This is a genomic window from Polaribacter sp. IC066, from assembly GCF_007997085.1.
Taxonomy (GTDB): domain Bacteria; phylum Bacteroidota; class Bacteroidia; order Flavobacteriales; family Flavobacteriaceae; genus Polaribacter.
The window spans coordinates 1-15,174 of record NZ_VORR01000072.1 but is presented as its reverse complement, the minus strand read 5'-3'; the positions used below and the strand labels follow the sequence as shown (position 1 = coordinate 15,174).

Genomic DNA, 15,174 nt, shown 5'->3' with positions numbered 1-15,174 from the left:
TTTAAAACTGAAAATGGTGCACAGATATATGCGGTTATTAGATCAGTAACAGATACCTGTATTAAGAATGGTCAAAATATTTTCGCTGCTTTTAAAACTATTGCTGTTTTAAAGGCTGAATAGTTACCTAAAACTAATACTCATGAAAAATTTATATAAAAAATTCGGAATAGCACTTGCTTTTTTAGGTGTTTTAACAGTTGCATCTTGCGAGTCTAGTTCTTCTTATGAAGATGAATTGCCTTCAATTGCTAATATCGCAGTTTCAAATGACGCTTTTTCTACTTTAGAAGCTGCTGCCGTTAATGGCGGAGTTGCAGGAGTTTTAAGCAACAGTAACCCTAATGATCCTTCTGGAGATTATACTGTATTTGCCCCAAACAATAGTGCATTTGCTCGTTTAGGTCTTACAGAATCTACTTTAGGAGCGTTGCAAACTTCTTTTTTAACAAATACATTATTGTACCATGTTTCAAATGGAAATTTAGCAGGATCTGCGATTCAAGCAAATGGAACTTCGGGTTCTGCTTTAGGCGGATTAACTCGTAGATTTATAAATCGTGATGGAACATTATACATTAACGGTTCTAAAATTTTAGCTACAGACATTGCAGCGGCAAACGGAACAGTTCATGTAATTGATAAAGTAATGATTGCAACGGGTGGTAATGTGGTAGCATCTGCAATTGCCCTTCAAACAGCAGCAGTTTTTAAAACACCTGAACTTCGTTATTTAGTTCAAGCAGTTGTGTATGCAGGTTTAGCAGATGCATTAAGTAACCCTGATGCAAAATTTACAGTTTTTGCGCCAAATGATCAAGCATTTATTAATTTAGGAACTGCTTTGGGTTTATCATTTAATAAACCAGAAGATGTAAAAATGATTGATAAGGATTTGTTAACAGCAGTTTTATTAAACCATGTATTTGCAGATACAAGTAAAGATCGTTTTACCTCTGAATTAAATGCAGGTATTTATGAGACTTTAGGCAGTGATACCATAAAATTAGGTGCGTATAATAATGGTGTTTTAACAGTAAGTGGGTCAGGAAATGCACAACCTGCAAACATGGTAATACCAGATGTACAGACCACAAACGGAATTGTTCATGTAATTGATCAAGTTTTATTACCATAAAGTTTTAAAAATATTAATTTGAATCGTTATTACAGTTGGGTGTTTTACAACATTTGGCTGTAATACTTTTTAATTTTATTTTTAATCATGTTTGTCCGCCAAAGAATCAAGACGCTTTGCTTTTAGAACCAATCTGCCGGCTGGCAGGGAAACAAGGTCTGATGATAACTAACGTAAACTCAAAAAAAAGTATGAATTTTTTATTTTAAAATTACTTAAAAAAATAAAGTATTATTTAAAAAAACAAGTCAAATCACTTGATTTTAAAATGATTTATGAATCTGAACTATTTTTAATCGTACACTACTACTACTACTACTAATAAATAAAAAAAATCCAAAAGTAATTTTACTTTTGGATTTTTTTTGAATAATAATAATAATAATAATAATAAGATTGTTTTTAAGCCTCTCCCCTTGCTGGATATCCATCTTCTAGAATAGAATCTATTCCATTTAAAACATCTTTAAAAGCGGGTCTTCCAAAAGGCATCGATTGAATAGACTCCCAATACACTTTATTTTCTGTATCAATTAAAAACAAGCCTGGTTCTGTAAAATGTTTTGGCTCTTTATCGTTGATACCTTCAGATATAAAAAGACCCCATTTTCTAGCTTCTTCAATTGGAAAATCATAACCAACAGGAATGCTGTCTATTGCCCAATTTTTATGAGTTTCTTTAGCAATTTTTTCTGTATTTGAACTAATTGCAATTAGATTTACGCCTCTTTCTGTAAAGTCTTTTACTTTATTTTGCAACTCTTCTAATTGTGTTTTACAAACCGGACAATGATTCCCTCTGTAAAAAATAATCAAGGTAAAATTCTTCGGATTTTGCTCTTGCAAATTCCATTTTGTATCGTTTACTAAATCTATTTTAAGTTCTGGTGCTTTATTTCTAGGTTTTATCATAATGCTCTAAATATTAGTGATTACTATTTTTCGAAATTACTCTCTGCGTTGCAATTAAAATTAGAATTTACTTTCATTTAGTGATTATTCATTTTTCCTTTTTTCTTTGTCAATTGTTTCTCTAAATCATTTATCGATTCAGAAATAGAACTTATAAAGTTATCATGACTTGCTTCTGCAAATAATCTTGGGCCAGGCAAACTTAAACGAATATTACAAATCATTCCCGTTTCATCAGATGAAGTATTTTCTGTTTTAAAAAAAACATCTGCACCAATCACCATTTCGAATTTATTATGTAAATTTTCTAATTTTTCTGTTACTACTTCTTCTAGTCTTTTACTAGCTTTTACATCATGGTACTCAAAGTTAATGTTCATAATCTCTTGCATTTTTAGTTAGTATTATATTCTATCACATCAAAAATAAAATAAATACTGCTATTTAGTTGGCGTGTATGGTTCTATATTGAACTCATATCAAAAGAAATCTTGTAATTATAAAATGATACCTAAAGGCAACATGTTTTCGTTGTTTTAAATATGTATCTACCGATAAAAAAAGAGATAAGCATCTACGCTAGAATAGAAATAATCTAGAGAAAATAAAAAAAGCTATGAAAATTTACTAAAACAGTAAAATTTTCGTGGCAAAGTAATTGTTGTAAATATATAAAAATACTATTTAATAGATTCTATTATACTTTGTGTTCTATATGCGCTTTTAAAATTTATTTTATTAATTACTTCCTTATCAATATAAAGAGATGAAATTATAGAGCTGGGATCAATTTAAATTTAAAAACGAGGTAAAAACTCTTTTTTTCTATTATCTAACATTTATAATCACATTATATTAAGATGCTGATACGTGTACTATTATTATAGCTTAAATTTACAATAAGAGCCACCTTAAAGTATATTTATTAGATAATTGAAATGGTAACAGTTATGAAATGTGCAGTTTAGTAGTTGAATTATAATTGTAACGATAAATGTTGTTACCCACTAGTGAAACAAAATTTACACTTATTATAAAAGATTTATTAGAAGTCTCTCTTTCAAAAGTTATTCTTTTAATTGGCTGTAGTTTAAGTTTGTTTTAACAGCTGTTTTTTATCGAATATCTCGTAGCTTTATAATCAATTCAAAACTACTATATGTTGTGAAGCACAGGTATCAAACACTTTTGCACCAACATTATTTTCAACTAGAACCTTTTAATTTTATCTTCTCTTACGAGAAGTAATAAAATAAACACCTGTTAGTATTATTGCCGAAGCAACAATAGATTGTGTTGTTAATTTTTCATCTAAAACATACCATCCTAAAAATAGAGCAACAACGGGATTTACATACGCAGATGTTGATACTTTTTCTGTTGATACTACTTTTAATAAATAATTAAAGGAGGTAAAAGCTATAATTCCGCCTAGAAATATCAAGAGCAACATGCAAATAACAACATTAAAACTCCAGTCTAACGGTGATAACCAAACTTCATTAAAGCTTAAACTAGCAATTGCTAAAATAATACCTGCACTTAACATTTGATATCCTGTGCTCACAAAAAAGTTTTTTGGTAATGCAGCTTTAGATACAAATACACTTCCGTAGCTCCAACTGAATACGCAGGTAAAAATCATAAAAATACCCAACAAGCTTTCTTTTGATGTTGTAATTTCTTGTTGACTTACCAATAAATACATTCCTAAAATACCTAAAGAAACCCCGATAATAGATTTTTTTTGCAATGGTTTTCTATCAATTAAACGCATTAAAAACAACACAAATAAAGGTTGAGTGGACGCTAGCAGCGCTGCAAAACCAGAATCTACATATTTTAAAGCCCAAACAAAAACTCCGTTACCGTAGACTAAAAACAGAAAACCCGCAATAATTGAATTGATAAGTTGTTTTTTAGTAATTACTAAAGATGCTTTTAACAGTTTTGCGATGATCATAATTAAACTACCTGCAGTTAAAAAACGAACAGAAGCTAAAAATAAGGGTGAAAGTTCTGTTACTGCAACTTTATTAAATAAATAGGTAGAACCCCAAATAAGATAAATGGCAAAAAATGCGGCTATTATTAATCCTTTTGATTTTTTCAATTAGTGAGTATTGATACAATCAAATGTAATCTTTAAAAGAATACTAAATTATTTTTGTTTCGTTTAAAATTAGATTATTGTATGTTTAAATTCAGTAAAATAAATTGACAAAAAACATAGATAAAATAAAAGTAAATAATTTTATCATTTTGTTTGTAATAAGATGTCATTTTCATTTATCCATCTAAAATTATAGACGGCTCTCATCATAAACTGCGAAACATTTAAATTCTTCCAATAATTGATTGATGGGTATTTTTTTTATTTTGAGAAACAGTTTACCAATCAAGATGGGTTTATAAGTATTAGTATTCAAGCTTTTTAGAAACGAATACCACAATTATAAATTTTTACTCATTAAAAGAAATCCTCTTTTCTTTATTTCAGGCAGCATTGTTGTATACCGCTTGTTTTAAAGTTTATTCAATTATCTTATTTATAGTCTTATTCTGTTTGTCTTTACAAAACTATTTTCATCATTAAAATACGGGAAATCTTAAAATCATACTTCATAAAAGATTTGATATTCCATATAAAAAGTTCCAATTAATATTCTGTCTTTTTATGATATTCTTGACAAAAATATTGATTGGAACTAAACTTATAGAAATGAAAAATAAAATTTTATGATCGATAATAAAATTGAGAATATTTAAGACAAACTAAAATAATCTTTGCCCATTTTTTCGCCTACTAGAGATAAATCATCAACCAAAGTTTCTATAAATCCTTTTAAATCTTCCTGAAAATCATCGATTGTTTTGTAACGGTATTCACACATTAACTTCCCGATTAAAAAAGCTGCAGAATCTTTATCTGCATTTTCTGTATTGGTTAAAAACCCAATATAATAATGAATACTATTTAAAGAATTCATAATAGATCTAGGACAATTAGGATTTAAAATTAAAAATTCTAAAACGGTATCGCTCGTCGGTGTTTTTCTGTAATACCTTCGCATCATATCATATGTTTCTACACATTTTAACAAAGTAATCCACTCATAACTAGTTCTTACAGAACCCCCGAAATTTACTTTTTCTAAAAGTGCATCGTTGTATTTTGAGTTGATTATACGAATTACCTGATTGGCTCTTTCAATATAAATACCCAACATTATAATGGCGTATACTTCGTCATGTAATAAAGTAGCTCTAATTTTAGTTCTTAAAGAAGCTACGTTAGAGGCAATCATAGTTGTAAAATCAAACAAACCACTTTTCACGAAACGCTCTGCAGAATATGCTTTTACAGTTCTGTTTAAAGTATTTATAGATTCATATAACTCTGTAGATATTAAATCTCTTGCGCCGTTTGCATTTTGTTGTACATTTTTAATGGCAGATAAAATAGAATATGGTTTTTCTGGGTTCAACCCACAGTCAAACAAAATTTCACTTTCATTAAATTCCTTTTTCTCTTTAAGTTCTTCTTCATCTGCTACAAATAACATTGATCTTAAAACGAATTCTCTTGATTGAGATGCCTCATTTGGTGCATCTAAAGATGAAAAATAATTTACGCTTAAATATCTTGCAATATGTTCTGAACGTTCTATATAACGTCCCATCCAAAAAAGATTATTGGCTACTCTTGCTAACATAAAATTTTATTTATTTTTTTAATACCCAAGTATCTTTAGAGCCTCCTCCTTGCGAAGAGTTTACAACTAAATTACCTTTTCTTAAAGCCACTCTTGTTAAACCTCCTTTTAAAACAAAGTCTTTGTCTTTGCCTAACAAAGTAAATGTTCTTAAATCTACGTGTCTAGGTTCAAAAGAATTTTGATCTTCTATATAGGTAGCGTGTGTAGAAAGAGACATAATGGGTTGGGCAATATATTTTCTTGGATTTTCTTGAATTGTTTTTTGTACTTTTTCTATTTCTTCTTTGGTTAATGTGTTTCCTATAGAAATACCATAACCACCCGATTCATCAACAGGTTTTACCACTAATTTATCTATATTTTCTAACACATATTTTAATTCATCTGGTCTGCTACAATGGTAGGTATGTACATTATTTAGAATTGGTTCCTCATCTAAATAATACTTTATAATTTGTGGCATATATGTATAAATAGCTTTATCATCAGCAACGCCAGTTCCTGGTGCATTTACCAAGCTTACTTTTCCTTTTATATACGATTTAAACAAACCCGGAACTCCTAAAACAGAGTCTTTATTAAAAACTTGTGGATCTATAAACTCGTCATCTACCCGTCTATAAATAACATCAATTCTTTGCAAACCTCTGATGGTTTTCATGTAAACAAAGTCGTTTTCTATAAACAAGTCTCTACCTTCTACCAACTCCACTCCCATTTGTTTTGCCAAAAAAGAATGTTCGTAATAAGCTGAATTGTAAACACCTGGGGTTAAAACCACACATTTAGGTATATCGACACCTTTTGGTTTAACAGATTCTATTATCTCTAATAAATTTTGACCGTAATCTGAAACATTATGTGATTTATAAGAATTAAAAACACCAAATAAAGTTCGTTTTAAAGCCTCTCTATTCCCTACAACATAACTTACTCCCGAAGGGCATCTAATATTATCTTCTAAAACATAATATTCACCATCAGCATGTTTGATTAAATCGGTTCCTGAAACATGATTGTAAATTCCGCCCGGAGGATCAAAACCTTCCATTTCTTTTAAATAATTGGCAGAAGAAGCAATTAAATCTCTCGGAACAATATTTTGCTTTAGTATTTTTTGATCGTGATATAAATCCCATAAAAAAAGATTTAGAGCTTTACTCCTTTGCAAAGCGCCACTTTCTAATTTTAACCATTCTGCATTGCCGATAATTCTCGGAAATAAATCGAATGGAAAAATTTTTTCTTTGGTTTCTTTATCACCATAAACTTGAAACGTAATTCCCTGATTAAAAAAAGCGTCTTTTGCTTTATCGTTTAATGAAGCAAAATCACTAACAGAATATTCGCTAAATAATTTAAATAATGTTTGATAAACTTCTCTTACTTCTTTGTTGTCTGTAAATATTTCATCGTAAAATTTAGAATCAAATTGATAAGAAGAAAATATTGGTAATTTCATATTTGTAGCCAGAATAAAAATGTTTCTCGTAAAATTAATACAAATATTATTAAAAACATATCATTAAATTAAATTATTCTTCTAATTTTATTTTTATGTACTTATTAAGTTCATTAAAACAAGTTATTCTTTAAAGTATTCTTGATTTAATTAACATTTCTTTATCAAAATTCGATCAATTAGTATTAATTTAGCTTAAATTTTTTTGGATAAAATTTTTGGTGTTTACAACCGCAACTAATTCAAGAAAATTAAGTTTAAATTATATTAAAAATTAGGAAAAAGATATAATCCACAAAAAACATTCACCTAAATTTTAGTACAATTAGTTTTCATTTAACTAATTTTATACTAAAAACCATATCAGATTAAACTATGGCATTAAAAGTTGTAATTTCTCACAAAACAAAATATAAGTACGATCGTTCTGTAAAGTTATCTCCGCACATTTTTAGGTTAAGACCTGCGCCGCATAGCAGAACTCCGATTGAATCCTATTCTTTAAACATTGAGCCTAAAGAACATTTTTTTAACTGGCAACAAGATCCTTTTGGCAACTATTTGGCAAGAGTCGTTTTTCCTGATAAAACAGAAGAACTTTCTATTGATGTAGAAATTATAGCCGATTTAAAAACCATCAATCCGTTTGATTTTTTTGTAGAAGAATCCGCAGAAGAATTTCCTTTTACCTATTCAGACAATCTTAAAAAAGAATTAAGTCCTTATTTAGAAGTTACCGAAAAAGGGAAATTAATCGACGGTTTTATCAAAACATTAGATGTATCCGCTAGAAAAACCATTTATGTTTTGATTGATATCAATCAGAAAATTTATGAATATTTAAGCTATAATATTAGAATGGAACCCGGTGTGCAAAGTTGTGAGGAAACTTTAGATAGTAAAACGGGTTCTTGTAGAGATTTTGCCTGGTTATTTGTGCAAACTTTGCGTCATTTGGGGTTTGGAGCGCGTTTTGTTTCTGGTTATTTAGTGCAATTAAAGTCTGATGAAAAATCTTTAGATGGCCCCTCTGGACCTGCAGAAGATTTTACAGATTTACATGCTTGGGCAGAAGTGTATTTGCCGGGCGCTGGTTGGATTGGCTTTGATGCAACTTCTGGTTTATTAGCCAGTGAAGGGCATATTCCTTTGGCTTGTACGCCTACTTTTGAAAGTGCTGCTCCGGTTTCTGGAATGTCTGATGTTTGTGAAACTACCTTCGAATTTGAGAATTCTGTGACAAGAATTTTAGAATCGCCAAGAGTTACAAAGCCCTACACAGAAAATCAATGGGAAAACATTGTTCAATTAGGTCATAAAGTAGAAAAACAACTTCAGAAAAACGATGTTCGTTTAACCATGGGTGGCGAACCTACTTTTGTTTCTATTGATGATATGGAGTCTGCAGAATGGAATACCGATGCAGACGGCCCCGCAAAAAGAGAACGTTCTAAAGATTTATCAAAACGTTTATTAAAGAAAATTGCACATGGTGGTTTTATGCATCATGCCCAAGGAAAATGGTATCCTGGAGAACCTTTACCAAGATGGTCTATAGAATTATGTTGGAGAAAAGATGGCCGTAAAATTTGGTTTAATACCGATTTATTTGCAGCTATTTCAGATTCACAAAAAATTAATAAAGGTGATGATAAACTGTTTTTAGAAAAACTAACAGAATATTTAGCCATTTCTAACAAACATATTACACCTGCCTATGAAGATGCTTTTTACTTTTTATGGGAGCAGGGTAAATTACCAATAGATTTAAATCCGGGTGAAGATAAAGACAGTTCTTTAGCGGAAAAGAAATTAAAAGAAATTTTAGAAAACGGCACATCAGAGCCTGTTGGTTATGTGTTGCCTTTAAATAAAACAGAAGACAATTGGTTTTCTAGCCATTGGAAATTTAGAAGAAATTATATATACTTAACGCCTGGGAATTCTCCTCTCGGTTTAAGGTTGCCTTTAGATTCGTTGCAAACTGAACCAGAAAATGAAATTTTTCCGATTCATGAACCAAATCTTTTTGAAAAGAAGAAACGATTACCCAGCTTTAAACAACTTGTAGCTAAAAGACATGAAAAAGTTTTAGAAAAAGGAATCAACAAAAGTCTGCCTACTTACTTTGTAAGAACTGCAATTTGTGCAGAAGTTAGAGATGAAAAATTACATTTATTTTTACCGCCTTTAGAAGAGGCCAATTCCTATTTAGATTTGTTGGCCTCTATTGAAGCGACTGCAAAAGAATTAGAAATTCCGATTGTTTTAGAGGGGTACGGACCGACAAAAGATAACCGATTAGAGTCTATGAAAATAACGCCTGATCCAGGAGTTGTAGAAGTAAATGTGCATCCATCTAACACTTGGCAAGAATTAATGGACAACACATTTACCATCTATAATGAAGCTAAAAAATCTAGATTAGGTACAGAGAAGTTTATGCTAGATGGCAAACACACGGGCACTGGTGGCGGCAATCACGTTACTTTAGGTGGTATTTCTCCCAAAGATAGTCCGTTGTTGAGAAAGCCAAGTTTGTTACGAAGTTTATTAACTTTTTGGCAACATCACCCTGGTCTTTCTTACTTATTTTCTGGTGCTTTTGTGGGGCCAACTAGTCAGGCGCCAAGGGTTGATGAAGCAAGACAAGATAGTTTATATGAACTGGAAATTGCGTTTAGCCAAATTCCGAAAGATGGCGACGTACCGTTTTGGTTAACAGACAGATTGTTCAGGCATTTATTAACCGATTTAACAGGAAATACACACAGAGCAGAATTTTGTATCGATAAATTATATTCGCCAGATTCTTCTACAGGAAGGCTAGGAATTTTAGAGTTGAGAGGTTTTGATATGCCGCCGCATGCACAAATGAGTTTGCTACAAAATTTATTGGTAAGAACGTTAGTTTCTTGGTTTTGGAAAAAACCGTATGAACAAAAATTAGTACGTTGGGGAACCGCTTTGCATGATAAGTTTTTAATTGAACACTTTGTAAGAGAAGATATTAAAGACATTGTAGCCCAATTAAATAAAGCGGGTTACGAGTTTAAAGAAGATTGGTTCAATCCGTTTTTTGAATTTAGATTTCCATTACATGGGATGGTTCAAATAAACAATATAGATATAGAATTAAGAGCCGGAATTGAACCTTGGAATGTTTTAGGAGAAGAAATGACGGGTGGCGGAACGGCAAGATATGTAGATTCATCTGTAGAAAGATTGCAAGTAAAAGTAAATAATTTTACAGAAGAAAGGTATGTGTTAACTTGTAACGGCGTAAAAGTTCAGTTGCAACAAACCGCTGTAAAAGGCGAATTTGTTGCGGGCATTCGTTATAAAGCTTGGAATCCGTACTCTGCTCTGCACCCTACTATTGGCGTAGATACGCCTTTAGTTTTTGACATTGTTGATACGTGGAGCAAACATTCTATTGGGGGTTGTACTTATTTTGTGGCACATCCTGGCGGACGCTCTTATGATACGTATCCTGTAAATAGTTTCGAAGCAGAATCTAGAAGAATTAATCGTTTTTGGGATTTTAACCATACCCAAGGCGACGTTGAAGATATAGAAGAAAAACCTAAAGATGATTTTATACCCGGTGGCAGAGCGGTTGTTGTAAAAAAACAAGAAAGTTCTAAACGTTTTAAATATCAAGAGACTCCTGTAAATGCAGAATTTCCGAACACATTAGATTTAAGGCTGAAAAAATAATTTTTTAGGGATATGCCAGTAAAAAATTTATTTCAAAAATATTTCAGCGATTTTAAAAACTATGACGAAGTTTTAAAGTCAGATATGAGCATTAACCCAAATTGGACAAAGTTATTAACCAACTTTGCAGATATTGGTGTGCAAGATTTAGCTGAAAAACAAAATCAAATAGATTGGTTGCTGGCAGAAAATGGTGTAACCTACAATGTTTATAATGACCCAAAAGGTTTAAACAGACCCTGGAACTTAAATATTATTCCTTTTATCATTGAACAAAAAGAATGGAAAGGAATTGAAAAAGGGTTGCAACAAAGAGCTGAATTGTTAAATTTAGTTTTGAAGGATATTTACGGCAAAATAGAACTCATTAAAAATAAAATTGTTCCGCCAGAAATTATTTATGCGCACAGAGGGTTTTTAAGAAATTGTGATCAAATTAAATACAATACCTCTAAAAATTTATTGATTCATTCTGCAGATTTGGCTAGAGGTCCAGATGGCAGAATGTGGGTAGTAAATGATCGTTCTGAAGCACCATCGGGAATGGGCTATGCGCTAGAAAATAGATTTTCTATCCGAAGAACAGTTCCTAATTTATTTAACAATATAAATGTAGAACAACCTTTTAATTATTTTAAAGATTTTCATCAACTTTTAATTGATGCAGCTACAAACTCAAAAGAAAATCCGACGATTGTTATTTTAACACCTGGTCCTCATAATGAGACTTATTTTGAGCATTCGTACTTATCTTCATTCTTGGGATATCCGTTGGTAAAAGGAAACGATTTAATAGTACGAGATAACAACCTTTTTATCAAAACATTAAAAGGATTAATAAAGGTTGATGTAATTTTAAGAAGAATTGATGGCGATTATACAGATCCTTTAGAACTAAAAGGAGACTCTTATTTAGGAGTTGCAGGCTTGTTAAATGTAGTTCGTAAACAAAATGTGAGCATCTTAAATCCTATTGGTAGTGGCGTTTTAGAAAATCCGGGATTAATTCCATTTATGAATTCTATTTGTAAGTACTTTTTAAAAGAAGACTTAATTTTACCGCAAATTGCTTCTTGGTGGTGCGGACAAGAAAAAGAGCGAAACTTCGTACTCGAAAACTTAAAAGATTTTGTTGTAAAACCAATTGACAGAACCAATAGAGAGCATATTTATTTCTGTGAAATGCTAACAAAAAAGGAGTTAGCCTATTTAAAAGCACAGATTTTAGCAAAACCTTATCATTTTGTAGCACAAGAAAAAATATCATTTTCTACAGCTCCCAATTTTTCAGGTGATAGTTTGGAGCCTAGAAAAGTAGTTTGCAGAACTTTTGCTGTGGCAAAGAAAGATTCTTACAGTGTAATGCCTGGAGGTTTAGCAAGAGTAGCGTCAGAAAAAGAAGAATTACGAGTTTCTAACCAACGTGGAGGAACGAGCAAAGATTTTTGGATTACAAATTCAGATTTACAAGAAAAACCATACAATAAACGTTTTCATTGGCATCATTCAACCTCAAACTCATTGTCTGGTATCGAAAATTTACCAAGCAATACCGCAGAAAATTTATTTTGGTCGGGTAGATATTTAGCCAGAACATTGGTTACCGCTAGGTATACTAGAATGGTTTTAAATAAAATGGTCGATTTAGAGTTTAGTAAATTAGATTCTGATGCTAAAAGTTTAGATATTTTATTTAAATCCATCACACATTTAACTTCTGTTTTCCCTGGCTTTACAGGAGAAAATAAAGAGAAAGCCTTAAAAGATCCATTAACAGAAATTGGTATTGTTTTGTTTGATGAAAGCAAAGTAGGTAGTTTGGCAAACTCAATTTCGTCATTTTCTAACTCCTACTATTCTTTACGTAATTTGTGGTCTAAAGATATGTGGCGTGTTTTTGAGTCCATGAAAAAACAATGGACCGATTTTAAGCCAGAAAACAGAAAGAAAATAAAAAGCCTCACCAAATTATTAGACAATATAATTACTAAACTAATTGCTTTTATTGGTTTAATTGAAGAGAGTATTTTAGTAGAACAGGGATTACTGCTATATTTTATAGGCTTGCAAATGGAATTTTCGATGATGACGATTGATAAATCGCGCGCACTTTTAGTTGTAAAACATGATGAAGACGTAGAGTATGAAATTTTAGAATCTTTATTAGACAGTCATGAAAGTTTAAATATTTATCGCTATAGTTTTAAATCGTATTTAAATTTAGAAAACACCATCAATCTTATTTTATTAGACAAAGCATATGCACGCTCTTTAAAATATCAACTAAATAGAATTAAAAGAGACATTGCTCAACTGCCAAAAAAGAATACCAATGCAGCGGCTACAACTTCTTATTTGCAAATTTCTAAAGCCTGCAATCTTATTGAAAATTCAGAATCAACAGCATTAATTTCTATTGATAATGAGCAATATACAAGAACAAATTTAGATACTTTATTATCCGATTTAAGCACTTTAATTCACGCAACATCCGTCTCTATAACAGACCCTTATTTTAATCACTCCGATCAACAAATTCAATTAGTGCATCAAAAAGATACTTGGTAATGTTATTTTCCGTCATCCATAAAACAGCATATAACTATGAAGGTTCAGTTACCTACTGTCATAATATTGCCTATTTAAAACCTAAAGAGTTTATAGGTCAGAAATTGGTTGATTATCGGCTAGAAATAACACCAACACCGACCTATATCGAGGAAGATTTAGATTTTTTTGGCAATACGGTTATACGTTTTTCTATAGATGAACCTCATAAAGAGCTAATAGTTACCGCAATTAGTAAAGTAGAACGTAGTTTCGATTTAGAAGCCGATGTTTTCTCTTCAGAAATTTGCAAAAATACCACCGTAAAAAAAGCCTTGGAAATCATTAAAAACGGGGATGAGGAAATCTTAAAAGTCTATGATTTTATATTAGATTCTCAATTTATAACCACTATTTCTGATGAAATTACCAGTTATGCAAAACAATCTTTAAAACCAGAAAGTTCTTTATTTGAAGCCACCAAAGAATTAATGGAGCGCATTTTTAAAGATTTTAAATTTGATGCTGAATTTAGTACTATTGCAACGCCTTTGGATGAAGTGATGAAAGAAAAAAAGGGCGTTTGCCAAGATTTTGCTCAAATTGGCATTGCCTGTTTGCGTTCTATTGGTTTGCCTGCAAGATATGTAAGTGGCTATATAGAAACTTTACCTCCTCCTGGTAAAGAAAAATTAGTGGGTACAGATGCCTCTCATGCTTGGTTTTCGGTTTATATTCCGCATTTTGGTTGGGTAGATTTTGATCCTACAAATAATCAAATTCCAAAAAACCAACATATTACTGTTTCTTACGGAAGAGATTATTATGATGTTCCGCCTTTAAAAGGAGTTTTATATGGTTCTGGAGGGAGTAAAATGAAAGTTTCTGTCGATATAAGGCCTGCTAAATAACTACTGATATTTTATTATTTCAAAATAGTTAGTTTCATAAAAACAAAAATTGCATAAAAATACCCTTTTGATTCATCCGTAAAACATCATTTAATCATAGCTTTAAGTTTAGCAATTTGGTTTTTTGGTTTTTCTATATTTTACAGAGCCTTTAGATGTAAATGAATTAATTGTATGATGATGAAAAACTACTCTTTTTAACGCGTTATAGTCTTATGGTGGGTTTTGTAATGTGTTATTTTTGCCTATTCAGGATGTCATTTTAAAGAAGACCATTAAAATATGGACAATTTTAAGTGAACTAATTTTTCTACTCGCTTTTAGTTTTTGTGCTATTACAATTTCACGTTTGTATTATGTATACGTGATTATGGAAAATGACAGAAATCCGTATAAGTTGTGCTTTATTTTAAAAAGCATTCTCCCTGCAATTGCGACTATTATACCAATTATTATTTTTAGACGATTTGCCTTCGGCACATATAAAAACAAGCAAACCGAAGCTAAAAAGATAGAAATTAAAGGCGATGGAAATTATGAAGGTTTGCGCTTATTTTTGAATGATATAGTATCGATTCATTCTTCAGATAATTATGTAGAAGTATTTTATATATCTAATTTCTAATTAAAGAAAAGTTGTAACTATTCAGCCTAGATTTCAAAAAAGAGCTAGTTATTAACAATTCTATCCTTGCTTTTAGGAAAAAGAACGTTCTTGTTAACATTTGTTAGTTACTAGGTAACAATTACATGTTTGATTTTTAG

General features: G+C 30.9%; 10 protein-coding genes. 5 read left to right on the top strand and 5 right to left on the bottom strand.

What is annotated here, in order from left to right; genetic code table 11:
- Positions 1-142 precede the first annotated feature (142 nt).
- On the top strand, positions 143-1,138 hold the full coding sequence (locus ES044_RS16925; protein ID WP_147120453.1) for a fasciclin domain-containing protein: 996 nt from the start codon (positions 143-145) through the stop codon (positions 1,136-1,138).
- Between the two features lie 402 nt (positions 1,139-1,540).
- Here ES044_RS16925 and ES044_RS16920 read toward each other — a convergent pair whose 3' ends face one another.
- From ES044_RS16920 to ES044_RS16900, 5 genes are all read right to left on the bottom strand, one after another.
- A complete protein-coding gene (locus ES044_RS16920; protein ID WP_147120452.1) occupies positions 1,541-2,050 on the bottom strand; it encodes a peroxiredoxin-like family protein in 510 nt (169 codons plus the stop codon).
- 77 nt (positions 2,051-2,127) lie between these two features.
- On the bottom strand, positions 2,128-2,430 hold the full coding sequence (gene hpf, locus ES044_RS16915) for a ribosome hibernation-promoting factor, HPF/YfiA family (RefSeq protein WP_147120451.1): 303 nt from the start codon (positions 2,428-2,430) through the stop codon (positions 2,128-2,130).
- A gap of 845 nt (positions 2,431-3,275) precedes the next feature.
- Positions 3,276-4,163: an EamA family transporter gene (locus ES044_RS16910; protein WP_147120450.1), complete on the bottom strand. Its 888-nt coding sequence runs from the start codon at positions 4,161-4,163 to the stop codon at positions 3,276-3,278.
- Positions 4,164-4,815: 652 nt separating this feature from the next.
- Entirely contained in the window at positions 4,816-5,766 is a 951-nt protein-coding gene (locus ES044_RS16905; RefSeq protein WP_147120449.1) for an alpha-E domain-containing protein, read from the bottom strand.
- A gap of 10 nt (positions 5,767-5,776) precedes the next feature.
- The gene (locus ES044_RS16900) at positions 5,777-7,231 is read right to left on the bottom strand and encodes a circularly permuted type 2 ATP-grasp protein (RefSeq protein ID WP_147120448.1); all 1,455 of its coding nucleotides are present in this window, start codon (positions 7,229-7,231) and stop codon (positions 5,777-5,779) included.
- A gap of 375 nt (positions 7,232-7,606) precedes the next feature.
- Here ES044_RS16900 and ES044_RS16895 point away from each other — a divergent pair, with 375 nt between their 5' ends.
- From ES044_RS16895 to ES044_RS16880, 4 genes are all read left to right on the top strand, one after another.
- Positions 7,607-10,951, top strand: coding sequence for a DUF2126 domain-containing protein (locus ES044_RS16895; protein ID WP_147120447.1), 3,345 nt, complete (start codon positions 7,607-7,609; stop codon positions 10,949-10,951).
- A gap of 12 nt (positions 10,952-10,963) precedes the next feature.
- Positions 10,964-13,519, top strand: a complete 2,556-nt coding sequence (locus ES044_RS16890) for a circularly permuted type 2 ATP-grasp protein (protein ID WP_147187429.1) — start codon at positions 10,964-10,966, stop codon at positions 13,517-13,519.
- Positions 13,519-14,409 carry a transglutaminase N-terminal domain-containing protein gene (locus tag ES044_RS16885; protein ID WP_147120445.1) on the top strand — a complete coding sequence of 297 codons (891 nt, stop codon included), beginning with the start codon at positions 13,519-13,521 and terminating at the stop codon, positions 14,407-14,409. The genes ES044_RS16890 and ES044_RS16885 overlap by 1 nt, the downstream gene beginning before the upstream one ends.
- Positions 14,410-14,650: 241 nt before the next feature.
- Positions 14,651-15,034 carry a hypothetical protein gene (locus ES044_RS16880; protein WP_189663330.1) on the top strand — a complete coding sequence of 128 codons (384 nt, stop codon included), beginning with the start codon at positions 14,651-14,653 and terminating at the stop codon, positions 15,032-15,034.
- Positions 15,035-15,174 lie beyond the last annotated feature (140 nt).